The sequence below is a fragment of the Sphingobacterium lumbrici genome (genome assembly GCF_006476045.1).
Lineage (GTDB): Bacteria > Bacteroidota > Bacteroidia > Sphingobacteriales > Sphingobacteriaceae > Sphingobacterium > Sphingobacterium lumbrici.
This window is the reverse complement of sequence record NZ_SRZY01000011.1, coordinates 19,796-42,503: the sequence shown is the minus strand read 5'-3', so window position 1 is coordinate 42,503 and position 22,708 is coordinate 19,796. Positions and strand designations below refer to the sequence as shown.

Annotated in this window: 23 protein-coding genes; 3 read left to right on the top strand and 20 right to left on the bottom strand. The window is 36.5% G+C overall.

The window, feature by feature from the left end; genetic code table 11:
• Window positions 1-4: 4 nt before the first annotated feature.
• The 4 genes from E4F24_RS02175 to mobA all read right to left on the bottom strand — a co-directional run bounded on the left by E4F24_RS02175 (window position 5) and on the right by mobA (window position 3,996).
• Window positions 5-1,555: a type I restriction-modification system subunit M gene (locus E4F24_RS02175; protein ID WP_140936958.1), complete on the bottom strand. Its 1,551-nt coding sequence runs from the start codon at window positions 1,553-1,555 to the stop codon at window positions 5-7.
• Window positions 1,556-1,635: 80 nt separating this feature from the next.
• Window positions 1,636-2,478: a nucleotidyl transferase AbiEii/AbiGii toxin family protein gene (locus tag E4F24_RS02170; protein WP_140936957.1), complete on the bottom strand. Its 843-nt coding sequence runs from the start codon at window positions 2,476-2,478 to the stop codon at window positions 1,636-1,638.
• Window positions 2,468-3,451 (bottom strand): type IV toxin-antitoxin system AbiEi family antitoxin, encoded by a 984-nt coding sequence (locus tag E4F24_RS02165; protein ID WP_140936956.1) that lies wholly within the window; start codon window positions 3,449-3,451, stop codon window positions 2,468-2,470. Before E4F24_RS02165 ends, E4F24_RS02170 begins: the two co-directional genes overlap by 11 nt.
• Window positions 3,452-3,549: 98 nt before the next feature.
• The gene (mobA, locus tag E4F24_RS02160) at window positions 3,550-3,996 is read right to left on the bottom strand and encodes a conjugal transfer protein MobA (protein ID WP_140936955.1); all 447 of its coding nucleotides are present in this window, start codon (window positions 3,994-3,996) and stop codon (window positions 3,550-3,552) included.
• 267 nt (window positions 3,997-4,263) lie between these two features.
• Between mobA and E4F24_RS14175 the strand changes: the two genes are divergently transcribed.
• The 3 genes from E4F24_RS14175 to E4F24_RS02150 are packed head-to-tail and all read left to right on the top strand — an operon-like array spanning window position 4,264 to window position 5,422.
• The gene (locus E4F24_RS14175) at window positions 4,264-4,446 is read left to right on the top strand and encodes an ISAon1 family transposase N-terminal region protein (RefSeq protein ID WP_449448567.1); all 183 of its coding nucleotides are present in this window, start codon (window positions 4,264-4,266) and stop codon (window positions 4,444-4,446) included.
• A complete protein-coding gene (locus E4F24_RS14000; protein WP_235891136.1) occupies window positions 4,439-4,603 on the top strand; it encodes a hypothetical protein in 165 nt (54 codons plus the stop codon). Before E4F24_RS14175 ends, E4F24_RS14000 begins: the two co-directional genes overlap by 8 nt.
• Window positions 4,604-4,609: 6 nt before the next feature.
• Window positions 4,610-5,422 (top strand): ISAon1 family transposase, encoded by an 813-nt coding sequence (locus E4F24_RS02150; RefSeq protein WP_317130736.1) that lies wholly within the window; start codon window positions 4,610-4,612, stop codon window positions 5,420-5,422.
• A 469-nt stretch (window positions 5,423-5,891) separates the two neighbouring features.
• On the opposite strand, the gene E4F24_RS02145 is transcribed toward E4F24_RS02150, so the two are convergent.
• The 16 genes from E4F24_RS02145 to E4F24_RS02070 form a co-directional block, all read right to left on the bottom strand.
• Window positions 5,892-6,350 carry an SRPBCC family protein gene (locus E4F24_RS02145; RefSeq protein WP_140936954.1) on the bottom strand — a complete coding sequence of 153 codons (459 nt, stop codon included), beginning with the start codon at window positions 6,348-6,350 and terminating at the stop codon, window positions 5,892-5,894.
• 23 nt (window positions 6,351-6,373) lie between these two features.
• Window positions 6,374-6,766 carry a DUF1801 domain-containing protein gene (locus E4F24_RS02140; RefSeq protein ID WP_140936953.1) on the bottom strand — a complete coding sequence of 131 codons (393 nt, stop codon included), beginning with the start codon at window positions 6,764-6,766 and terminating at the stop codon, window positions 6,374-6,376.
• A gap of 183 nt (window positions 6,767-6,949) precedes the next feature.
• The gene (gene chrA / locus E4F24_RS02135) at window positions 6,950-8,080 is read right to left on the bottom strand and encodes a chromate efflux transporter (RefSeq protein WP_140936952.1); all 1,131 of its coding nucleotides are present in this window, start codon (window positions 8,078-8,080) and stop codon (window positions 6,950-6,952) included.
• Window positions 8,070-8,501 carry a DoxX family protein gene (locus E4F24_RS02130; protein ID WP_140936951.1) on the bottom strand — a complete coding sequence of 144 codons (432 nt, stop codon included), beginning with the start codon at window positions 8,499-8,501 and terminating at the stop codon, window positions 8,070-8,072. The genes chrA and E4F24_RS02130 overlap by 11 nt, the downstream gene beginning before the upstream one ends.
• 188 nt (window positions 8,502-8,689) lie before the next feature.
• Window positions 8,690-9,139, bottom strand: a complete 450-nt coding sequence (locus E4F24_RS02125; protein ID WP_140936950.1) for a PH domain-containing protein — start codon at window positions 9,137-9,139, stop codon at window positions 8,690-8,692.
• A 168-nt stretch (window positions 9,140-9,307) separates the two neighbouring features.
• Window positions 9,308-9,733 carry a hypothetical protein gene (locus tag E4F24_RS02120; RefSeq protein WP_116876870.1) on the bottom strand — a complete coding sequence of 142 codons (426 nt, stop codon included), beginning with the start codon at window positions 9,731-9,733 and terminating at the stop codon, window positions 9,308-9,310.
• A gap of 5 nt (window positions 9,734-9,738) precedes the next feature.
• Window positions 9,739-10,371 carry a hypothetical protein gene (locus tag E4F24_RS02115; RefSeq protein WP_140936949.1) on the bottom strand — a complete coding sequence of 211 codons (633 nt, stop codon included), beginning with the start codon at window positions 10,369-10,371 and terminating at the stop codon, window positions 9,739-9,741.
• An 87-nt stretch (window positions 10,372-10,458) separates the two neighbouring features.
• The gene (locus E4F24_RS02110; protein WP_140936948.1) at window positions 10,459-11,040 is read right to left on the bottom strand and encodes a Crp/Fnr family transcriptional regulator; all 582 of its coding nucleotides are present in this window, start codon (window positions 11,038-11,040) and stop codon (window positions 10,459-10,461) included.
• Window positions 11,041-11,259: 219 nt separating this feature from the next.
• Complete coding sequence (locus E4F24_RS02105; protein WP_140936947.1) at window positions 11,260-11,958, bottom strand: DUF6994 family protein; 699 nt, start codon at window positions 11,956-11,958, stop codon at window positions 11,260-11,262.
• Between the two features lie 81 nt (window positions 11,959-12,039).
• Complete coding sequence (locus E4F24_RS02100) at window positions 12,040-12,858, bottom strand: KilA-N domain-containing protein (RefSeq protein WP_140936946.1); 819 nt, start codon at window positions 12,856-12,858, stop codon at window positions 12,040-12,042.
• A 48-nt stretch (window positions 12,859-12,906) separates the two neighbouring features.
• Window positions 12,907-13,488 carry an NAD(P)H-dependent oxidoreductase gene (locus E4F24_RS02095; protein ID WP_140936945.1) on the bottom strand — a complete coding sequence of 194 codons (582 nt, stop codon included), beginning with the start codon at window positions 13,486-13,488 and terminating at the stop codon, window positions 12,907-12,909.
• A 50-nt stretch (window positions 13,489-13,538) separates the two neighbouring features.
• Window positions 13,539-14,114 (bottom strand): Crp/Fnr family transcriptional regulator, encoded by a 576-nt coding sequence (locus tag E4F24_RS02090; protein ID WP_140936944.1) that lies wholly within the window; start codon window positions 14,112-14,114, stop codon window positions 13,539-13,541.
• Between the two features lie 430 nt (window positions 14,115-14,544).
• Window positions 14,545-19,353 (bottom strand): RecQ family ATP-dependent DNA helicase, encoded by a 4,809-nt coding sequence (locus E4F24_RS02085; RefSeq protein WP_140936943.1) that lies wholly within the window; start codon window positions 19,351-19,353, stop codon window positions 14,545-14,547.
• A 23-nt stretch (window positions 19,354-19,376) separates the two neighbouring features.
• A complete protein-coding gene (locus tag E4F24_RS02080) occupies window positions 19,377-20,444 on the bottom strand; it encodes a nucleotidyl transferase AbiEii/AbiGii toxin family protein (RefSeq protein ID WP_140936942.1) in 1,068 nt (355 codons plus the stop codon).
• Window positions 20,445-20,466: 22 nt separating this feature from the next.
• Window positions 20,467-21,180, bottom strand: coding sequence for a DUF6577 family protein (locus tag E4F24_RS02075; protein ID WP_140936941.1), 714 nt, complete (start codon window positions 21,178-21,180; stop codon window positions 20,467-20,469).
• Window positions 21,181-21,915: 735 nt separating this feature from the next.
• Window positions 21,916-22,698: a hypothetical protein gene (locus tag E4F24_RS02070; protein ID WP_140936940.1), complete on the bottom strand. Its 783-nt coding sequence runs from the start codon at window positions 22,696-22,698 to the stop codon at window positions 21,916-21,918.
• Window positions 22,699-22,708: the final 10 nt, after the last annotated feature.

Sequence of the window (22,708 nt, the reverse complement as noted above, 5' to 3'; positions counted from 1 at the left end):
TTGTTTAACTTGCTTCAATCTCTTTAACAATTTTATCAATATCGGCACGCAAAGCATTGATTTTTTCCACCGTTTTTGCTATTTCAGTATTCAACTCCGTAATATCAATCTGCTCACGATTATCTTTCGCTTCTACATACGAGCTTACGGACAGGTTATAGTCGTTCTCCACAATTTTAGCATTATCGACAGATACGGCTATATGCACTTCATCGGTTTTTCTGTCGAAGATATCCATTATCTTTTCAATGTGCTTGTCTTCCAACACATTGTTATTGGTTACTTTTCTAAAGAAACCTTCTCCTGTAGCATCTATAAACTGGGTCTTGGTATCGGTCTTATGTTTGGAAAGTACCAAGATATTTACCGAAATAGACGTGCCGTAAAACAAATTGGACGGTAAAGCGATAATGGTCTCTACAAAATTGTTATCGACCAAATATTTTCTAATCTTTTGCTCGGCACCACCACGGTAAAAAATCCCCGGAAAGCATACGATAGCAGCCCTTCCTTTACCGGAAAGATAACTGAGTGCATGCAATACAAAGGCAAAATCGGCTTTAGACTTAGGAGCTAATACACCAGCAGGTGCAAAACGATCGTCATTAATCAAGGTAGGATCGTCCGAACCTATCCAATTGACCGAATATGGTGGATTGGATACAATGGCATCAAAAGGCTTGTCATCGCCAAACTGGGGATCAATCAACGTATTGCCCAATGCAATATCAAACTTATCATAATTGATGTTATGCAAAAACATATTCATACGAGCGAGGTTGTAGGTCGTATGGTTAATCTCTTGCCCAAAGAAGCCATCTTCGATAATATGGTTGTCAAAGTGCTTTTTGGCTTGAAGCAACAAAGAACCCGAACCTGCTGCCGGATCGTAGATTTTATTTACAGTAGTTTGCTTATGCATCGCCAACTGTGCTATAAGCTTGGATACGTTTTGAGGTGTAAAGAATTCTCCACCGGATTTTCCTGCATTAGCGGCATAGTTGTTAATCAAAAATTCGTAAGCATCACCAAAAAGGTCGATTTGGTTGTCCTCAAAACTCCCAAAATTCAACTCTTCCACACCTTTCAAAATAGCAGCTAAACGGCTGTTTTTGTTTTCTACCGTGTTTCCTAAACGTGTACTGGTCGTATCGAAATCAGCAAACAGTCCTTTGATGTCACTTTCAGAAGGATAGCCGTTCGCAGAACTCTCGATAGCATCAAAAATAGCTTTTAAGTCGGTATTGAGGTTTTTGTTTTTGTTTGCTGTTTTGGCAACATTTACAAAAAGCTGACTAGGTAAGATAAAATAGCCTTTTGTTCTTACCGCATCGGCTTTAATTTCAGGCGTTATGAAATCATCCGGTAACTTTGCGTAATCAACACTATCATCACCACCTTCCATATAGTTGGCAAAGTGTTCACTAATGTATCGATAAAAAAGTGTTCCTAATACAAAATGTTTAAAATCCCATCCATCTACTGAGCCACGCACCTCGTTGGCTATTTTCCATATTTTATTTTGTAATATATCTCTTTGAACTGTGCTTGTCATTTTTTATCTTTTTAATAAGTCTTTTGGTTTAACTTGTATGTGAAAACATACACCTGATTATCTTTTAGTATTTGCTTCCACTACTTTATTTTTTGGTTGAGGATTTGAAAGCAATCCTGTATATCATCAAATTTGATGTGATTTGTTTCCAGTATTTGATTGAATAAAACACTGTTTTCTTCTGCATTTATTTCTGTCTCGATAATCGCTTTTAGCTTTGTTTTGTTGACTTCATTATCAGACAAGAGGATATTGATATCAATACCGAGCAGAGCTGCACCAGCTTTTGTGATTGTAAAATTTTCTATATCATACACTTCGTCGTAATGCTCCGTAGCGGCTCTTTCTTCGTGGATATTGAGATAGTTCGATAGAATAAATCCCATATCATCCGCATCTTTATTGCCTTTATGATGTCTGTCTTTCCAGGCAACCAATTTCAAAATGAAAATTCCTGCCAATGAGACAATATCTATTTCCAGTGTATCATCTATCTTAACTCTGACTAAATCCCTTTCTGCTTCTTCAAACCCCAATACGGTCATTGCAAAAGATTGGTCAGGCGGCCAGAAGATTTTATCTTCAGCAGTTGTAATCCCGCCATACGGAACGATATCTAATTGAAAATCATCTAAATACAAAAAGCGTTGCTGTTGTTTTGGATCTTTTTTAAAATCAGGCAGTTGTATTATTTCGTTTTCAATAATTGAAAATTCTTCCCATTTATCCACAGCTATGGCAATATCTATGTCCTGAGTTCTTCTACCGGACTTTTCTCCGTGAAGTTCCATAATGATATCCCGGGCTGTTGCTCCAATGACGAAAAACTTGATTTCCAATTTTTGAAATACGGGAATCAATTCGTCTAACAGTTTTTTTAATAATGGATGTTCCAGTTTTTCACTTGATATGTTATAATCCATTCTCTAAAATTAGTTTAGCGGTCTCTATATTTCTATTGTTCCCGGTTTCTAATAAATCTGCATATACAACCAAAGGAGGGGCAGTATATTCATTTTTCAAATGAAGACTATCTGTCCAGAATTTACTATACAATTCAATATTTCCTGTTTCGTCCGGAACAAGCTTCAGTTCTTTTGCAACTTTGCTTGTTTCTTCATCCGTATATATGATATAATCTTTAGGTTTTAGATGTCCGGTTAAGAGCTCTCCTCCGGGTTCCCCTCCTAAATAGAGTTTTATGTTAGTATTATTTATGATGCTATTGGCATTAAATTCATTTCCTATAGCCCTCATCTTCTTTCTGAAAGAGCGGGGTTTTAATAGTTCATTGTAAGCAATTACCCAACGTTCAATGATGTCGTCCTGATTTTTTAGAACCCTTTTGTTTCTTGTTTTTAATAAATAATGGCTTTCTTCTAGTTCTTTAAGGATGTTACTTACTGAACCCAAAGCAATTCCTGTTTTTTCTGCCAATTCTCTATAAGAAAATTGCAACGTTTCAGGATTAGAGACAAGCAATAAGAGTAATTTCAATCCTGCTTCCTGAAATGCCCGAGTTTGGTTCGTTTTTTTATTGATTTTTGATTTTCTGCCTTCTACATATACAAAAAAATCCTTGGTCTTAATAAAGGCATTTCCGGATGCATCAAGATAATTGATGTTATTTTGTTTAAGTTCTTCTGCTGTTTTTTTAGTTAAATAATCAGCAATGACAATATTATTCTTTGAACTACTAATGTCCTTCAAAGCAGACATAATGATACCGTAGTTTGCATTCTTTGCATTCTTTTTAGCAATGCAATAAAAGGTCTCATTGTTAATTTGAAGCACCACATCATAGGTTTCCCTGACACTTTCAATAGCGATAGGAATCCCTGTTGTGTCTTCTAGGGAAGCAATAGCCTCATAAACAAAATCATTGTCTCTATACATTTCTTTGTTCAATAAAATTAAGCGTTCAGCAGGAATGAACATTCAAAAGTAGTGAACGGAAATAGATTGAACAAACTTTTAGACAAAAAATATGGTGTTTAATGTTTTAATATTCCTTTACTGATAGGTTTACCTTCCAAACTTTGAATTTTATCTGTAATCTCTTTAGTCAATTTAGCCAACTGAATGGTCTGATTTTCCAATTTATAGAGATAAGCTGCCGCTTTTCTTTCTGAAAAATGACGATATAAAATCTTTACCACCTGATTGTAATTAGTTCCGATTGCCCTGAATTGGGAATAGAAATGAGTGAGTTTCATATAGAAATCGTACACACTTTTGTTATAATATATAATCTTTATATCTTTCTCAAAAATGGTTTTCCTTACAAATTCAGCTCTATTCGATATGCCTGATTGGTCATAAAGTGCTAAAAATTTCGCATTTTCTTCTGCCGTTAAGCGAAACATATACTTGTGTTTTGCCTTAACTGCTTTTGGCTTTCGTCCAACTTTCTTCTTGTTTTTATTTAATTCGTTTTCCATAAAAATCCATTTTAATATTTCAACCATTCGACTTCGGAGAAATGGTTTAGCTCCCTGCGTAGGGGCAAGTGGTTTTGAGCTGCTCAAAACACAACTTGCCGTGTTCCGGTGAACACAAAAATCCGCTCTTTGAGACGGATTGTAGTTAGCAAGGGAAACTCCTATTTCTTATATCAAATTTCGGGAAGAATAATAAAAGTAGCATAAGCCTTTGAACGCCAAATAGTGCCACTCTAATTTTCTCTCTTTTTCTTTGAGCAACACTTCATGCCTGTTTCAGAAATTAAAGACTTTCCCATTCGGGGTCAGAAAGTTACTCTTCATATTAGACGCAGACGCTGGACGGTGTTAGATACCGGGAAAATCATTACCAGAGACTGGAACCTTGTTCGTGAAGGTGCTCGAATGACTACGGAATTCGGGCTTTTTTTAAAGGGGATATTTGGATAACTATCCCATCAGTGTCCATCTTTTGGGGCTTCTGTTCCAGCTGGATGGCAAACAGCTTCAGGAACAGTATAAGAACCATCTGAGCGACTTTCATGATTGGGGTCAAAAGCACCATGCGGAGTACTGGACGTTATTTCCTGAAAATATATCCGAATAGCTTAGTATCGATGAAACCAGTTTCAGTAATGGTGAACTTTATACTATCGTAAGCAGCAAAGCCTCCAAGGGCAAAAAGGGGACTATTGTAGCTACCGTTAAAGGAACAAAGGCAGAAGATATGATCGCTGTATTAGAGCGTATTCCACTCAGACTGAGGAATAAAGTCAGGGAAGTAACGATGGATATGGCTCTCAATATGGCAAAGGCTATCCGTAGGTGTTTCAGGAATGCCAGACGGGTTATCGATCGGTTTCATGTACAAAAGCTTGCTTATGATGCTGTTCAGGAACTTCGTATCAGATACCGCTGGGAAGTGTTGGATGAAGAGAGCAAAAAGATCGCCGGAGCACGTAAAAATGGTGTTTCTTACGATCCTGAAGTGTTGTCCAATGGTGATACCCTCAAACAGCTACTGGCAAGGTCAAGACATCTGCTGTTCAAGCATCCCAGTAGATGGACAGAAAGCCAAAAGCACCGTGCAGAACTTTTATTCCAGCGATTTCCTCTTCTAAAAAAAGCGTATGATCTGGGCATAGCATTGGGAGATATCTTCAATAAATGCAGAGACAAGAAAGTCGCTTTTACCAAACTTGGCCTATGGCATAATCAGGTAGAAGCCTCAGGAATAGCACCTTTTGAAAGCGTGGCCAGATCTATCGCTGCCCATCATCCCTATATCCTACATTACTTCGACAACAAAAGCACCAATGCGTCCGCAGAGTCCTTCAATGCGAAATTAAAAGCATTCAGAAGTGTCTTCCGGGGAGTTAGAGACACCCAATTCTTTCTTTATAGGGTAATGAAATTATATGCTTAAAAAGGATTTCCCCCCAAGAATTCGGTATGATCCCAGTAAAACCTCTAATATGGATGATACCTAGTGATACTCCAAAACGAAAAAAAGTTGGTGTCCAGCGGTATCGCTTTAAACCAACTTTATTGCTTTCCTGTAGCCCGTAGGGGAATCGAACCTATCGAGCAGTAGTCTCTTTATCAATATTTTACAAACTTCCCTTTTCCCTACTCACCGAATCGCTCACTGGTTTGACATACGTTTTAGCTGCAATTGCTATTATGCTAAGATACAAAATTTCTGTGATGTAAGAATGAAATATTAGCGTTTTGCAGCTATAAGAAGTTGGCGATTTCGAAGTACAAAACTCTCAACTTGTATGAAAGTTTGATTGAAAAACTGAACTTCATTTAACCACTGAACCGCCAATTTCTTATAGGTGCTGTTACCAGCAGTGTTTCTATTTGTCGTTATTTTAGGTTTTCGTCACAGTTTATTTTTCACATATATCTTTCAATTTGTCGAGAGCTTTTGGGTATGTTTCATTCATATAGCTTAAAAAATCTTTTGTTGTATCTAAGTCAACAGTAACAATAGTAGTTCCGCTATTTTCTTCAAACGTATAATTTTCAAAACCATTTGCCCATTTTTCAACTTCAGGTCCTTCGGTTATTTCTAAATCCGCTTTTACAAGCCCGTAATGACGAATTGAAATAAATTTGTTGGGAATGTTGTCAAAAATTTCCGAAACCATACCGCCTGTTTCTCCCTTATCATCTGTTCCTACGAATTGTATTTTGCTACCCTTTGTCCAACTTCCTTCATAGGTAGATGTTGGATTAAATAATGCTGTCCATTGCTCGTATGTTGTTTTGCTGGTAATGCCCAACATTACGTCAAACACCTTGCTTGCTGGTGCATTAATTTTTTTTTTGAATTGCAATTTTTCCATTGTCAAATTTAATTAAGTTATCGTTATTTAAGTTTCTCCAATTTCCCTTTTCGTTTTACAATGTTTTTATAGTCCCATTGAATTTCTCTTGATTTTTTGAGCCAACTTAATAAGTCGGTTGTGTTTATGTCGGTTATATTGTTGTAAAAAATTGAAGCGTCTTTAAATTTTTCTCCTTTTATATTCAATTTTTCTTCGTCAAAATCCGCACCGCTCCAAAACATAAGTCTGATGCCAGCTTTTTGTTTGCTATATCCCACAATTGGGTTGCCGTCTAAAAACCAAACAGGGTGAGAATGCCAAATTTTATTTTCTGCTTCGGTCAGTTCATTGTCAATAACTGTCATGAGTTGGTCACAAATTTCTTTGTCGTCCAAAGTTTGTTTGTCATTGTATGTTCTAATTTCTTTGTTCATTTCTGTCGTTATTTTGTGGTCGTCCAACGGGCCGCGGCTTGGCGTAGTGGCGGAAATCGAAGCACAAATGTTCAGTTTTGCACAAAAGTTCAATCGAAGAACTACCTTTGAATTTAGCACTAAACCTGCCATTTTGCCAAGCTGCTGTTGTGCGTTCGCCCTTATTTTCTGTCGTGTTTTTTGTCATATAAGTGTTAATAAATAACCGATTAGTGAACCACCCAAAACTATAAAAGCACTATTTAATTTTTTGTATCCGAATGCGATTACAATACTTAAAACTGCAATCAATATTGTCCGCCAGTCAGTGATTGTGTCTTTGCTCATTTCAAAACAAACGGCTACAATTATAGCGACAGATGCCACATTTACAGCGTCTAAAAATGCTGAAAATAGTTTTGAGTTTCGCATTTTCTTTACAATTGGGTTGAGCAATGCGACAAACACAAATGAGGGTAAAAATATGGCGATTGTCGATACAATTGCACCTGTGAAACCATTGATTTGATAACCAATAAAAGTTACCGAAGAAAAAACGGGTCCGGGTGTAAATTGACCAACTGCAATAGCATCAATCAATTGTTGTCTTGTCAAAAGTCCTGTCAAAACTAATTCTGTGTCGAGAAATGCAAACAAAACATAACCACTTCCGTAAAGTATTGCACCGATTTTTAGGAAAATCCAAAACAAGTTGGCGTTTGTCGCAGAAAGGATTGTGGTGTTTGTTATTTGTAATAAAGTTAAAGGCAGAAAACTGTTGAGATTACTATTTTTTCTGTCTCTTAAATATGTCAAAAATAACGCAACGAAACCTGCTCCAAGCATCAAATAAATTTCGTTGATGTTGAATAATGAACCAAGCAAAACCAATAATCCGATAATGATAAGTTCCGTTGATTTTAATGATTTTTTTGCTAATGGAAAAATTGCTCCCAAAATAATGGCGATTATGGCTGGTTTTATGCCATAAATAAAGGGTTGAAATTCTGGAACTTGTCCGTATTGTTTGTAGAGATAAGCAAAAATTCCTGTAATAAAAACGGCTGGTAAAATGAAACAAAGACCTGCAATTATTAAGCCTTTCCAACCGCCTTTTTCGTGTCCTATATGAATTGCCATTTCGGTGCTGTTGGGTCCAGGAATTAAATTGGTTGCACCAATCAAGTCCAAAAAATGTTGTTCTGTTAACCACTTTCTTTTTGTAACCACTTCGTCTTGCATCATAGCAATGTGTGCAGCTGGTCCACCAAAACCAATAATGCCCAGTTTTAGAAAAAGTTTGGCAATATCTTTTAAGCTCGCTTTATGCTCCATTTTTTGTTAAAATTTTGTCAGCCGACCAAAAGCCACCGCCTTTGATTAACAAAAATAAACTTCCCAAAAGCATTGCCCAATCGGTTCTGCTTCCGTGCATCATTTCCCAAAAACCTTTTTCGGCTAAAACTTCAGATTTGGTTGTTGCAATGGCTACCAACATTATTATAATCAATGGAATACTTGCCAGTCTTGTAAAAAGTCCGACAAGAATAAGTAGTCCACAAACAATTTCAAAACCGCCAACAAAACTGCCTAGAAATTCAGGCGAAGGCAAGCCAATTTTTTCAAATCGTCCTGCTCCAAGTGTGTCAGCAAATAAAAATTTCTGAATTCCTTCGGAAAGAAATACCGCACCAACCATTAGTCGAATGAGGATTGTCGTTTTAGAATTGTCAGTATTTAATATTCGGTTTTTCATTTTTTGTTTGTCGGTTCATTGTTGCACACGGTTGGTCATAGGGTGACGCCCAACGGTTTGGCGCTTGGCGAAGGCGGGGATTTTAAAGCACTTACTTTCAATTTAGCACTAATGTTCATTTGAAAACCTAATGTTCATTTTAGCACTGAACTCGCCATTTTGCCAAACTGCTGTTGGTGGCTGGTGTTTTATTGCCTTGTAGTGTCAAGTGTTTCATTATGCTTCTTTTTGAGCTTTACTTCAATATTCGGATTTAATCTTTTAATGTCATTGATAAATTCAGTCTTATGTTTCGGTGAAATTATTATAGAGTCAAATTTTCCGTAATTTATTTCAAGTCTGTCAAGTGAAGTTGCAGGCGAACTAATTGGATTGTTTGTTTCAGTAACCTTTTTTATTGTCTTAATGTCAATAGTTTTATTAATTATAAAACCGCATTTTATTGTCAGCTCGTCACTGTCTATTGTATAGGTTGTTGTCATAAACATATGAACAATAAATAGGATTACCGGTAAAAGAATTGCAATTCCTATCCAACTTGGTTTTTCACTTATGGTCAGAATTAAAACTGTCCCTAATATAAGAACAATAGGAATTACTAATTCAAGTCCTATTTTTGATTTATATAATTTCTTCATTTTAAAACTGTCTTTTTTAACGGTGTGTCGTTTTACACTTGCCACCAACGGTTTGCGGCTTGGCGCAGGCGGGAATTTTTACCACAAAACTTGCTACGAAGCCGAAAGCTCAAATTTACGAAAAACTGTCATACGAAGCACTAAACCCCCGCTTGTGCCAAACCGCTGTTATGGGCTGCCTTTCTTCTGTCGGATTAGTCCAATTCCCAATGTCAAAAGTCCAAAAGTCAGTATTGCAATACCAACATACAAAATGAAAATTAGTCCTGTCGGTTCGGTAATTTGTCTGCCGATAGCTGCCGCAAAGAAGCCTAAGCTAATTGTAATGGCTGAAATCGGGAATGAAAGTCGGGCAAACCATTTCCAACGATTGGACAAAGAAGCGTGGTCTGCGAAGAGTTGAGCAACTAACGCAAGAATGACCAAAACACCTGCGTGGGCGTGTCCTGCACGGAACATTGATTTTTGGAAGTCCGTTAATTGCAAATGTTCCTGTTGTCCGCTTAAAACGGTGAGCAAAAAATACCCACCGTAAATGATTGTCGGAACGGAAAGCAAAATGTAACCGCTTATTTTTCTTGCTTCGTTTGTCATAGCTGTTAGTGTTTAAAGGTTGTTGGTGCTTTGTCCAATTTACTTTTAATAAAAATCAAAGCGGTTTCTTCGTTCTTCATAAACGGAATTTCTTTGCCGTCTTTTTCTTTGATGAGTTCAACAGTTTCGGTCAGCACACCTTCTTCGTAGTTGTAGTTTTGCGTAATTCTAAACTTGTTATACGGCATAAACTTACTTGCATTTGGAACATACATTATCAAAACGGATTTACGAAATTCTGCGTCTGTTGTTCCCGTTCCGTTGCCAAGCGATGAATTGATAGTTGCTTGCACTTTTCCGTCAATCAGATTTTGGTAAGCAACTTCAAAATACATTGTCTGGTCTCTGTTACCCGCTTTGCCGTCATAGTCGGGGTGAATACGGTGCAATGATTTAACGGATTTCCAATGATTGTCATAACGTTTTTGAACAACGTCAAATTGGTAATCATAACTTTCTGCTCGCAACCATTGTCCGTTTTCGTATCGGTATGCTTTGCTGACACCGTTCCAAATAATTGTGTAGGTGTCGTCCAACTCAACGGAACGGTTAAGCGGAACTGTTACTTGTTTTGAAGTGCTGCAACTCGCCAAAATCATAAAAGCTATTGCAGTAGCGGAAAAAATCACCTTTTTCATTCTGAATTTTTTTTAGTGAAACATTAAATTTTACACTGCAAAAGTCTCAAAGGTGAATGAAGAAGAAATTGACAAATGTTACAATCGTTATTTACCAGCAATTTTTTTTCGTAGTCGGCTTAGACTTTCCCGTTCAAGTCCCAAGTAAGAGGCAATGTGATAAAGTGGTATTCTGTCAAGAATGTGAGGTTGGTTTTTAAGCAAGTCAAGGTAACGTTGCTCTCCGTCTAAAAACAAAAAGCTCTCAACACGTTGGGTTGTCAGCTTGTAAGATTGTTCAGCTATCATTCTGCCAAAGCGTTCCCAATTTTGGGATTGATTGTAGGCATTTTGCAGAGCGGGTAAATTGAATGTTACGATTTCAGCGTTTTCCAAAGCCTGAATGAAATATTTGCTTGGTTTCTCTTGCAAAAAACTGTCATAGTCCGTTACAAATTCATTTTCAAATGCAAAGTGCGTGTTGATTTCCTTTCCGTCTGCAAGGTAATAAGTTCTGAAACAGCCTTGATTGATAAAGCCGATTTCGTGACAAATTTTTCCTTCGGTCAAAAAGTAGTCTTTCGCTTTAAGTTGTTTTGTCTTTAAAAAGGGTTCAAAAAGCGAACAGTCCTTTTCTGTCAGAAAGGAAACTTGTGTCAGCCAATTTTTAAATATTTTAAAGTCGCTCATTGTCCTGTGTTCGTTGGTCTGTGGGGGTGTCGTCTAAGGTTGCCCATAACGTTTCTCAGCTATACGCAGGCAGGGATTTTCACCACTGAACTTCCTACGAAGAACTGAACTTCAAATTTAGCACTTTCCTGTCCTACGAAGCACGAAACCCCTGCTTTTGCAAAACGGCTGTTACAGGCTGGCGTTTTTGTTTTCATTAAGTTGTCAAGTTTCATATTGTCAACTTGTTATACCTTTTAATATTCGTTGGTTTCTGTTATTCATTAAGTCTAACGTATGTTCCATATATTTTTTATACTCGTCAATTGTCTGTGGCAATGGTGGTCTGTTGAAATTGTCAAACGGTAGAGAAAATTCAATTTGTCCGTTTTGGTCAACAAAGTCTTGTAAATGAAAAAAGTCAACATAGCCTTTGAAGTCAACAAACAAGTCAAAAAAGTCCTTGTAATTTGAAATTGTCTTTGAAAGAGGGCTTTCTTCGTCTCTGTAAAAACGTCTTATACACTCCAATGTCAAATCAAACCTGTCACAAATTATTCTACTTACTCCTCTGGCTTGATTAATTGTAAATCCATTCTTTTTATGTGCTGGAAAAACAATGTGTCCGCCAATTGTCCGCACCTTATGTTTTAGTTCTTCTCTTTCAATATCTGAAAGCCAACCGTCAAACTTGTTATTATATTTTCCGTCAAAATGAGGACACATTCTGTCGCTTGACAAATTCATTGTAAAGTTGTTTTTCAAAAGAAATCTTCCATAACTGTCTCCTTTAATTTCCAAGATGAATTCTTTTCCGTTTGGTAATTCTTTACTCCATAACAACTTGTGAGTTTCATATAATTTTGGACTGTCCGTATCAGGGTCGCCACATTTACTGTCTTTTCGAAAGTCAAAATCTATATCAATTTGTTCTGTCATTTATGCTTTAAATTTCATTATTATTGTCGGGTCGTGTCGTCCTACGCTTGCCTGTTGGCGGTTCGTTGTTTTTCGTCCGTCTTATTTCAGTTTCTTCATTGCGTTGCTTTCAAGTAGAGATTTCATTTGTGTTATGGCAACTTTGTTGAGTTGTGTCAGTCGTTCGCTTTGTGTCAAGCCTTGTCGGATAAGCAATGCGTTTATGCTTTCCATATTGCTTAACACTACCAACTGCTCCAATGTTGCATAATCTCTAATATTTCCGTCCTTGTCGGAATTGCTGTCCCGCCACTCTTTGGCTGTAATTCCAAAAAGGGCAACGTTCAATAAGTCGGCTTCGTTGGCGTAAACAAAACTTGTTTGTTGTTTAGTAATTTCCTGCGGTATCAGATTTTCTTTGATTGCGTCTGTGTGTATGTGGTAGTTTACTTTTGCCAAAGTCCGTTGTAAGTTCCACTCTAATTTCAATCGGTTGTTTTCATCGTCTTTCAAACGTTGAAACTCGTTGATAAGGTAAATCTGAAATTCAGGACTTAACCACATTGCAAAGTGAAATGCAATATCCTTATGGGCATAAGTTCCGCCATAACGACCTGCTTTTACTATCAGTCCGATTGCTTTTGTTCGGTCAATCCATTGTCCTACGGACATAATAAACCTGTTTACACCTGCTTCTTGGTTAATTACCCCGAATTCGGGGTAATTAAAATTCGGGTTTTTGATGTTTTCCCATACGCCCAAATATTCCAAAGTGTTCTTATTGGTTATCCACTTGCCGATTAAGCCACTACCTTCACTGAAACCTGCGGTCATATCTGTCAGACTGATAAAGTCAGTTTCGTTTTGTGTAATAACCGTTATCGTTGCTTCCTTGACTTGTAAAATCCTTCCTTTTGCCATATTGTTTCCTGTAAATGGCAAATTTACAAAAAGAAATTCAGCGTAAATCTATTTCAATCTTTCGCCAAGTTTTTCAATTTCGGACAACCATTTTCTTCTTTTATGTTCGTCTGATTTTCTGATAAACTCAATGTATGTTACTTTTACGGGCTTAACACCGCAAAACTGTAAGATTGTTTTCTTTAGTTGGTTTACACTTGGCCGTCCATTTACAAAACGATAATACCAACTTGGTTGGTCAAGTGTCGTAATAATGTGTGCTGTTTTTCCTGTTAAAAGTTTGTCCCACCAAATGGAGTTTTCTCTGTATTGAAAAGTAAATCCGGGAAGAAAAAGCCTGTCAATAAATCCTTTCATAATTGCAGGAAAACCGCCCCACCAAACAGGGTGAACCCAAACCAAATGTTCTGCCCATTTTATTTTTTCCCACGCTTCAAGTAAGTCTGGTTCTAAATCTGTTCTTTTCTGGTAGCCAAATTTTAAATTTGGATTGAAACTCAGTTCAGCAATAACGATTTCTTTAATTTCTGCCCCTGATTTTTCTGCTCCGTCTTTATATGCTTTGGCTAATCCAAAGTTGAAACTGTCTGCATTAGGATGTCCGTTTATCAGCAATATTTTTTTTCGCATTTGTCTAATTTTATTTATCGGACAAAGGTAAATGCTGGATTTTCCCTACATCAAGACATTTGTCCAAAAACTATTTCCTTTCTTATTCTACTTAAATGTCTTTGGGTAATTCCTAAGTAAGAGGACAGGTATTGTAAGGGAATTTGTTGTATATATTCAGGTTGATTTTCCAATAATAAAGTATATCGTTGTACTGCGTTATCTCTTTGTAATTGAAATACTCTTTTTTCAAGTTCGAGATAATTTTGCTCTGCAATAATTTTCAAAAACTTTATCCAATTGGGGCTTTTTGTTAGTTTTTCCATTTCACTTTTTTTGATGACCAATAATTCAGCGGAAGAAAGTGCCTGCATATTTTCCAAACGTCCTTCGCCTGTTATAAATGACGAATAGGCAGCCATTAATTCATTCTGAAATCTAAAACAATAGGTTATGTCTTCTCCTTCGTTAGACAAATAATAGGAACGGAAAACCCCCGATTTAATAAATGCGATTTCTGTGCAACGTTGCCCTTCCTGAACGAAAAAATCAAACTTGTTAAGTTTCTTTGGGGTAAAAAGCTGAATGACCGTTTCAATTTCTTCCTTTGTCAAAACCTTGAAACTTTCAAAGTATTCCTTTATCATCTTTTGTTTGCTTTAAATGTTTCAAAATTGTCAGGATTATGATGAGTGGTTTTTCACTTGTTCCTTCGTGTTTGTTGTTCTAGCACGGTTGCTCGTTACAATGACCGCCAACGGTTCGCGGCTTGGCGTAGTGGGGGCTTTTCAGCACAACACTTGATACGAAGCACACAGTTCAAATTTAGCACAAATTTTCATACGAAGAATGTCCGCCCCCATTACGCCAAACCGCTGTTATGCACTGGCGTTCTGTCTGTCGTGTTGGTTTGAGTGTCTGCGTATTTTTTATTTTCAGAAGGGAAGGAAATTTTTATTCAATTTTTGTCGGGGTGGCAAGGTGGAAGCTCTTTTGCAAACTTTGGTCTTGCGTGTCGGCTGGTGCGGTTTGCAAATGTGCTTACACCTGTGTGTGGCTGTTGGAGTTTCTCATTCGTTATTTTTTTCTTTCAAAATAAAGTTCGGGTAAAATAATTTTCACTTCTTGTTCTGTTTCTTCTTTTTTCCAATAAACAATAAAATTCACTTTAGCACTTTTTAATTCATAGTTTTTCATATTTTCAATTTGTCCAACAAATTGCTTTGAGAATTTTAAAACGGATTTTCCGTTTTTATTCAAACATTCATCTCCGCTTAAAGTCAACATATCTCCACTTGTTAGTTGACAAATCAAATTTTGTCGGGTTATGAAATAATCCAACCAAACGTCTTTTAAACTTAGATGCATTGCCAATTCGTTTGGGGGTAAATGATTTTCTCTGTTTTCAATTCGTTCCAAGTTCTCTGCTGCAATGTTGTCAAGAAAGTTTGAGTTTAAATGAATGGTAAAATTTCTTTTTGCCCTTGTCATAGCAACATACAATAATCGTTTAGCTTCGTCTGTTGCGGGATTGAAGTTTTCAAGCATTAGAAAAACATTGTCAAATTCTTTTCCTTTTGCTTTGTGAATTGTTGAAACGAAAATTGTCTCGCCATTTTCGTTGAAGAAATCCTCTAACTTGGATTCACGAATGAAAACTTCTAAATCCGATTTATATTTCCTTTTGGGATTTGATGCTTCAAATTCTTTGATGATGTTTCCTAAAATTTCCAATTTGGTGCTGTAGCGATATTTGTTTACAACTTCACGTTTTGCGTTTAACCAAATTTCATCACTTATTGTATAAACATCATCGGTCAAACTCAACTGATTTAAAAAATATCTGACTTCATTCAGATTGTATAAACTGAAACCGTCATTTGATTGAATCAATTTTGCTTGCACATCATTTTTTAAAAGCAATCCTGTAATTTGTAATGCTTCTTCATTTGTCTTTGTCAAAACGCAAGTTGTTCCCGAAAGTCCTGTTGTGAGAATGTCTTGCACAAGTGGGTTGATGAGGTTTCCACTTTGATAACGCACGATTTTAATTTGTCCATTGTCATTTTGCTTTGCAATGATTGGCGTTTGTTTTAGTCGGGAAGAAATACGTCTTACAAATTGATTTGTAAAATCAACAAGGTTGCTTTTGCTTCGGTAATTCTCTACCAATTCGTGTTTGACTGCTTTGTTTTCACGAATGAATTGTTCAAGATGTTTTGAACTTGCACCTCTAAATTCATAAATGTTTTGGTCGTCATCGCCAACGGCAATTACGCGCATTTCTTCGTTTTGTTCCATCAAAGCACTAATCAAACCAAACTCGTCTTTGTCCATATCTTGTGCTTCATCAATTACCAAAACGGTTTTTGTTATTCGGCTTGCTTCAACTTCGTTATTCTTTATTTTCTGAACAGTCTTTTTTAGAATTTCGTCTGATTTTTCCAAACTTCCGACTTTGCCTAACAAATCAAAACAGTAAGAATGGAAAGTTTTTATTTCAATATAGTTTGCTGCGTTTCCAATTAGTTTAAGCAAACGTTTTTTAAATTCGGTTGCTGCTGCTCTTGAAAACGTAATCATAAGTAACTGTTCGTGTTTCACATCTTCCATTAAAAGCAATGAAGCCAATTTGTGAACCAAAACCCTTGTTTTTCCGCTTCCCGGACCCGCAGCAACAACAATGTGCTTTGTTTCGTTATCGTTTATGATTTTTAATTGCGTTGGCGAAAGTTCTCCAAAAAGTTGTCTGAATTTGGCAGGTGTAATGTTTCGTTTGATTTCATTTTGACGACTGCCCGGAAAATATCTGTGTAGAAACGAAGAATAGTTTAAGTGAAAATAATCTTCTACAAACTGCAAAGCACTTTTGTAGTCCTCAATCATTTTCTTTGCGTATTCGCCAACGATGTGAATTTGCTGAACTTTGTTTTCGTAAAACTGATTGAGTTTTTGATAATCGTCTTTTGTGTAGCGTTTTTTGTTGTCTTGTTCTGTTCGTTCAATGGTCAAACGATTATACACAACCAAAAATCCGCCTTCAATTTTTATCGCTTCAATTCTTGACAAGTAAAAAAGCGTGTCTTCAATATCGTCAATATTGATGTTTACTTTAAACAAACTTGAACTTTCCTCGTAAGCGATTTTTAATTCTTGAACGGAAAATTCAACTAATACTTCTTCTTTTGTAGATTCTTTTTCCGAAGCGTTTACATTACTTTTTTCATAGAGAAACTCAACAATGAATTTTGCCAAAGCGTGTCGTTTCTCTAATTTCTCTTTCAACAATTCTTTCGGGTGTAATGAAAGAACAGCAACGTGATTTTTTGATTCTAAACCTTTTCGCTTAATCCAATTTTTAATTGCCCAAAAATTGAAAATGGCTTTCATCTTATTGGTGCTTATATCGTCAAGTCCTTTTTCTTCGGCTTGTTCGTTCAGTTCTTTGATGTGAAACACTTTTTCTTGTTCTTCAATAATTGGAAGTAAAAAGTTTTCAATTTTACTGAATGTGTCAACGATGTTGAACGAACGATTTTTGTTTTCTCCTTTTTTGATAAAAGCGGTCAAATCTTTTGCATCGGCTAAAATCTTTTCTTCTCGCAAAAGATTAACAATGTTTATCACTTCTTCTTTTACAATTCCTAAATGGTCGCTGATGTAATCTATTCTTGATTCTGCTGCCTCATCGCTTACTTGTTTTCTGCTTTTGCTTGAGAAAAGTTTCTTGATAATTCTTACACCTTTTTCTTTTTGATTTCCAACAAATCTTTCCGAAGCATTAATTTTGTCAATGGCTTCCTGTGCGTTTTTTGCAAGAATACTGTTTGCAAAAACTCGTGGCATATTTTGTCCACGTTTCAAATATCCTGCATCTTCCAACGCTGCAATGGCAGTTGTTACCCGTGTTTCAATTTCAACAACATTGTCGTCCCAACCTGCTTTTCGTGCAATTTCCAAAGCGGAATTAGAAACCATTGAACGAAATCTTGTTATCTCTTTTATTGCTTTCCAAACTTGCTGAATTTCTTTAATTGAAAGTTTTGTTTGATTTAAAAGAATAAAGTGTTTGCTTAAATCTTCTTCGTTAAACAACACAAAACAATCTGCCGTAATATTTTCATCTCGCCCTGCTCGTCCTGCTTCTTGAATATAATTTTCAAGTGAATCGGAAATTTCATAGTGAATGACCATTCCGACATCCTTTTTGTCAACGCCCATTCCGAAAGCAGAAGTAGCCACCATTATTTGAGTTTCTCCATTGATAAACGAATCTTGGTTTTCAGATTTTTCCTGCTTATCCATTTTACCGTGATAAGGTTTTGCGCTAAAACCGTCTTCTTTTAAGCGTTCTGCAAGTGTGTAGGCTTTTCGTGTTCGTGAAACGTAAATGATAGTCGGGCAATTTTTTTCTTCAATCAAATCTCTCGCTGCTTGGTATTTTTCTTCTTCGTCTGCTTTTTCAAATACTTTGTATTGTAGATTTGTTCGTGATGCTATTGAAGTAAACAATTCAAGATTAAGCGAAAGTTTTTCTCTGAAATAATCTCGTATGTCTTCAATTACTTTTTGTTTTGCCGTTGCTGTGAAACACGAAACAGGAATGCCGTCTTCAAGATTTTTCTTTTCCTGAATGGATTTGATAAAATCTCCGATGTATAAATAATCAACTCTGAAATCTTGTCCCCACGAAGAAAAACAGTGCGCCTCATCAATAACAAAACGTGCAATTTTTCTTCCTAAAACTAATTTTTCAATCGTTTTTGAGCGTAGCAATTCAGGTGATATGTAAAGAATAGAAGCCGAACCGTCTTCAACTCGCTCAAAAGATTTTGCTCTTTCAATCGGGTCAAGCAAACCGTTTATTGTAACTGCGTCTGTAATTCCAACTTTTTCAAGGTTGTCAACTTGGTCTTTCATTAGTGATTGCAAAGGTGAAATCACAATTGTCAAACCTTTTGACGTTTCTCCACTCATCAAAGCGGGAACTTGAAACGTGATTGACTTTCCGCCACCTGTCGGAAAAACGGCAAGAATAGATTTGTTGTCAATCGCGGCTTTAACCGCTTTTTCTTGTAGCGGTTCGCCTCCGTAACTTCTGTAAGAATCAAAACCGAAAAATCTTTTTAGTCCTTTGTGTGCATCTAAAACGCTGTTGCAATATTCACAACCGCTTACACACGGTTTGTTTCTCAAACGAAACATTATCCGTTCCACTTCGGGATAATTTTTTAAAACCCAAGGTGGCGTTATGGAATGTATTTTTTTGTATTGAACAAAAGAATTGATTAACGATAAACAGTAAGCAAGTTCAATCGGTTTTTCTGAAATGATTTTTGCTAAATCAACTTGTTCGCAAAGTTCGTTTTTGAATTTTTTACGAATAAGTCTTTCAATGTCTGTGCTTGTGCTGTTATATGCGATGTAACGGAAAAAAGCGGAAAACTCTTTTTTGTCATTTAACAGCAAATAGAAAATTTGTTTGAGCGTGTCGTCTGTCTGTTTGAAAGTAGCGATTTCGTCATTCAACAAATCTTTCGCTTTGATTGAATCGTTCAGCGGATTGTTTGTGTCTTCCGATTGAAGTTTGTCGTCTTTGAGTAACGAATGATACGGCTTTGTAGGAAAAAGCAAAGGCGATAAAAACAAAGAGTCAATGATGTTTGCTGAATTTATTCCTGCGTCATTAAGAGCTTTGCCAATATATTTTATGTCGTGATTGAAAATGTTGTGTCCACAAATGAATTGTGTACCATTAAGAAATTGTATAAATTCTGCTATCGAAGTTTTATGGAAAGAACTTCCATTATCCTTGACACTTCCGATGTCAAGAATCTTTCCGCTCTTAGGCTCAATTTCTGTATCAATGAATGTTATTGAGTTCATTTATAGCTTCAACTTCTTTGTTTTTATTTGCTTTTCAGTTCATAAATCTTATACCAATAGAAAAACGCTTCTGGATTGGATTTTTTCAGTTTGTTCAACTTGTTATTCAACGGTTCGCTAATTTTCCAATCTTTTAGTTGAAGCGGGTTTTCAAATTTGTCTATTGTTTTTGCATTGTGTTGTATCAACGCAGAAATGTATGCGGCTTTTGAAGCGTGGGCTATTGTTTTTTCAATGTGGTAGTTTTCAGAAAAAATAAAACTGCCGACACGTTGAATACCGTTTTGTAATTCTTCAAAATTTCCTTTGCCATCTGCACCTCTTGTTACAATACAAAGAGCGGTTTGGTAAATATCTTCCAATACATCGGTTTCAGTAATTTCTTTGGAATTACGATAAGCAATTTCCGTTTTTGCGAAACGATAAAACGTAGTTTTAAGGGTTTCAATGTCGTTGACTGCATCAAACAAATTTCCGATGTCGTAAAGTTGTTTGATGATTTCCATACTCATACTGTCTTCTTTTTTAAAATATGGAATGCCTGTTGTGTTGGGTGCAAATGCGGTAAGTTTGTCTCCTAAAATATCTTCTAAACTTGGTATGTTTACGTTGAGTGCTTTGCCCGATTGCGGAACAAAATCAGAATGGATTGGCAAGGAAATTAAGTTGGCGTAATTCACTTTTTCAAAAAGAATGTCTAACAAAACATATTCTTCGTCTTTGTTGGTTTTGTGCAAAGGCGTGTAGAAAAACTTGTAATGCTCTTTTTTGATTTTTGAGTTTGTGCTTCGGTGTTGCAATTCTTTTCTCAAAAATCCTTGTTCTTGTGCGATTGCATTTAAAACGCTTTCTAAGTTTTCACTTTCATTCGGCAGAATAATATCAATGTCTATGGATAAACGTTTCGTAGAATTGAAATGAAGCATCAAAGCCGTTCCGCCTTTGAAAACAAAATTTAGATTTTGCTTTGCCAGACCTTCTAACAACAACAATGCACGGATAACTTTCTCTACAAGGATTTTATCCGCATTTCGATGTCGTTTCGACACTTGGCTAAGCCACTCGTTTGATATTTCTTTTTGGTTTATCATTCTATAAAACGGCAGTTATTTTCTATTGCTGCCATAAATTTGAAATTGTTTTTACAAATTTGGTTAGTTCTTCTTTCTTTCTTCGTCTGTCGGCATAGCGAAGCATTTTGCTTTGATTTATGGTGTATTTAGCAAACGCTTCTTTGAAAATTGTCCGCATTTCAGCACCTTGTTGAGCCGAAAAAATCACATCATCGCAAAAAATGTCCACTAACATTTTTTCAATGGTTGCGGTTTCTACTCCGTTTATATTTTGCGTTGGTGCTTCTGAGATAAGCGGTTTCACAATGAAAACATCTTTTTCATTGACGATGTATTTTTCCAAAATATCGCTTGTCGGCTCAACGAAAACTGATTTTTTGATTTCTCTTAAAAAATAGAAAGCCGAATTGGTTGTTTCTTTGTCTGTTTCCACCAACACAAAAAAACGGTTGGGCTGATGTTGCATAAATTCGTTGAGAATAGAAGTGTTCCAAACACATAAATTCGCATAAGGAAATTCAACTTTTAGTTTTTTGAAGATGTTTTTCGTTGTTGATGAAATTTCTGGAATGTAATTTTTGCCTTCGCCCAATGTAAATTTCCCTCTGCCGATGCGTTGCAAAACGCCCGATTGCACCAACGTATGAACACGCCAATTTACCGTTGTCTGCTTGATGTCCTTTTCGGTTTGTTCGTAAAAGGCAACAATATCCTGCGTTTCAAAAACAGCCTTGCTTTTGAAATGGCGTTTCATTTTGTCGGTATGTAGCTTATCTGTTGCGATGATTTCTTAAAGTTTTAGCAAAGATACAAAAATCTATGAAACGGCAGCAATATTAATAAAATGCCGAAAATTAGGTTTATCGGGTGGTGGGTGGGCTTGGGTGCGGGTGGCAAGCAAGCTCTTTTGCAAACTTTGGTTGGTGCGTTGGATTGTGCGGTTTGCAAATGTGCTTGCTGTGTGTTGGGGAAATTGAATAAAAATGTGCGGTGGGGAAAATAAAAAATACAGAAGGTCAGGCATTGAGTGTCGGCTTACTCGTTGTCCTGTTGTAATATGGTCTGTATGTTGTCCACCTGTCAAAGTTGTCCGTCAGCTTTTGTCTGTGTAGTTCGGTCGTCCTACGCTTGTGCATAACGTTTGGCGGCTTTGCGAAGGCGGGGCTTTTTAGCACTACCGTTCATTTGAAAAACCGCACTTCAATTATACGAAAAAACTGTCAACCGAAGCACTGCACCCCCGCTTTTGCAAAACCGCTGTTGTAAGCTGGCCTTCTGTCTTCCGTCATTGTCAAGCTGCTGTCTGTAAGGGTTTCGCTGTCTATGTCGGTTGTGCGGTGGCAGGTTTTAAAATTTTTAGAAGGGGAGAAATTTAAAAAAGTAATTCTTTTTTGGATGGATTGTTTCAAGCTCTTTTGCAAACTTTGGACTGTGGTAGGGCTTGTAGCGGTTTGCAAATGTGCTTGAAACTGTGAGCAGATTTTTCACATTAGTAATACTCAATTATTCTGTCATAAAAGTATCTTGGCTCTCCGTCATTCAACATTACCTGATTTACCCAATGTCCTTTGTCATTAAAAGTAAATGAATATTCTCGCAGGTAGTTTGTATCTTTTGATTTGTAATGGTAACCTGTTGCCAATCCGTTATTGACTGGAAGAAATTCATACACTCCATCAGGTTCTCCATCTTCGCCAAGCGAAATTTCTTTTATCAGGTTATCGTTTTTGTCATATTCGTTTTTGTTCCAGTAAACTAATTCGTTTTCGCCACGAATTGCCTTTTCTTCAATAACTCTTTTCTTATTGTCGCATGTATAATAAAAGGTGCAATCTTCTTCTTCATCGTCACTTGTCATAAGCATTTCATGAATGTTTTCCTTATAGGTGTGGATGCATTCAGAAATCACATTGCAGTCCAAACTGTGGTAAAATGAACGAACTGTTTCCCTTTCAATCCTTCCTTTCTCGTCATATTCAAATTCACTGAGTGAAATCAGTTCATTCTTTTCTGAAAGCAAACTCATAGCGGTAAGCAAAATGCCTTTGCGGTTATAGCCATAAATTACTTTGTAATTTTTGTTTTTCTCTGTATGAACACTGTGAAGTAACAAGCCTTTACGGTTGAAAAACAAATCATAGTTGCCGTGTGATTTTTCCAACTTTAAATCAAACGGCTCTTTCACAATTTTTGGATAGCTACTGCGATAGGAAATTTTCTTTACCCCCTTTTCGTATTGTAAATTATATTTTTCAAACTCGTCTAAAAACATTCGATTGTAT

Excerpts from the sequence above, each read along its gene's own strand:
- E4F24_RS02175 (WP_140936958.1), bottom strand. The coding sequence starts at position 1,555 with ATGACAAGCACAGTTCAAAGAGATATATTACAAAATAAAATATGGAAA.
- E4F24_RS02170 (WP_140936957.1), bottom strand. The coding sequence starts at position 2,478 with ATGGATTATAACATATCAAGTGAAAAACTGGAACATCCATTATTAAAA.
- E4F24_RS02165 (WP_140936956.1), bottom strand. The coding sequence starts at position 3,451 with ATGTATAGAGACAATGATTTTGTTTATGAGGCTATTGCTTCCCTAGAA.
- mobA (WP_140936955.1), bottom strand. The coding sequence starts at position 3,996 with ATGGAAAACGAATTAAATAAAAACAAGAAGAAAGTTGGACGAAAGCCA.
- E4F24_RS14175 (WP_449448567.1), top strand. The coding sequence starts at position 4,264 with ATGCCTGTTTCAGAAATTAAAGACTTTCCCATTCGGGGTCAGAAAGTT.
- E4F24_RS02145 (WP_140936954.1), bottom strand. The coding sequence starts at position 6,350 with ATGGAAAAATTGCAATTCAAAAAAAAAATTAATGCACCAGCAAGCAAG.
- E4F24_RS02140 (WP_140936953.1), bottom strand. The coding sequence starts at position 6,766 with ATGAACAAAGAAATTAGAACATACAATGACAAACAAACTTTGGACGAC.
- chrA (WP_140936952.1), bottom strand. The coding sequence starts at position 8,080 with ATGGAGCATAAAGCGAGCTTAAAAGATATTGCCAAACTTTTTCTAAAA.
- E4F24_RS02130 (WP_140936951.1), bottom strand. The coding sequence starts at position 8,501 with ATGAAAAACCGAATATTAAATACTGACAATTCTAAAACGACAATCCTC.
- E4F24_RS02125 (WP_140936950.1), bottom strand. The coding sequence starts at position 9,139 with ATGAAGAAATTATATAAATCAAAAATAGGACTTGAATTAGTAATTCCT.
- E4F24_RS02120 (WP_116876870.1), bottom strand. The coding sequence starts at position 9,733 with ATGACAAACGAAGCAAGAAAAATAAGCGGTTACATTTTGCTTTCCGTT.
- E4F24_RS02115 (WP_140936949.1), bottom strand. The coding sequence starts at position 10,371 with ATGAAAAAGGTGATTTTTTCCGCTACTGCAATAGCTTTTATGATTTTG.
- E4F24_RS02110 (WP_140936948.1), bottom strand. The coding sequence starts at position 11,040 with ATGAGCGACTTTAAAATATTTAAAAATTGGCTGACACAAGTTTCCTTT.
- E4F24_RS02105 (WP_140936947.1), bottom strand. The coding sequence starts at position 11,958 with ATGACAGAACAAATTGATATAGATTTTGACTTTCGAAAAGACAGTAAA.
- E4F24_RS02100 (WP_140936946.1), bottom strand. The coding sequence starts at position 12,858 with ATGGCAAAAGGAAGGATTTTACAAGTCAAGGAAGCAACGATAACGGTT.
- E4F24_RS02095 (WP_140936945.1), bottom strand. The coding sequence starts at position 13,488 with ATGCGAAAAAAAATATTGCTGATAAACGGACATCCTAATGCAGACAGT.
- E4F24_RS02090 (WP_140936944.1), bottom strand. The coding sequence starts at position 14,114 with ATGATAAAGGAATACTTTGAAAGTTTCAAGGTTTTGACAAAGGAAGAA.
- E4F24_RS02085 (WP_140936943.1), bottom strand. The coding sequence starts at position 19,353 with ATGAACTCAATAACATTCATTGATACAGAAATTGAGCCTAAGAGCGGA.
- E4F24_RS02080 (WP_140936942.1), bottom strand. The coding sequence starts at position 20,444 with ATGATAAACCAAAAAGAAATATCAAACGAGTGGCTTAGCCAAGTGTCG.
- E4F24_RS02075 (WP_140936941.1), bottom strand. The coding sequence starts at position 21,180 with ATGAAACGCCATTTCAAAAGCAAGGCTGTTTTTGAAACGCAGGATATT.
- E4F24_RS02070 (WP_140936940.1), bottom strand. The coding sequence starts at position 22,698 with ATGTTTTTAGACGAGTTTGAAAAATATAATTTACAATACGAAAAGGGG.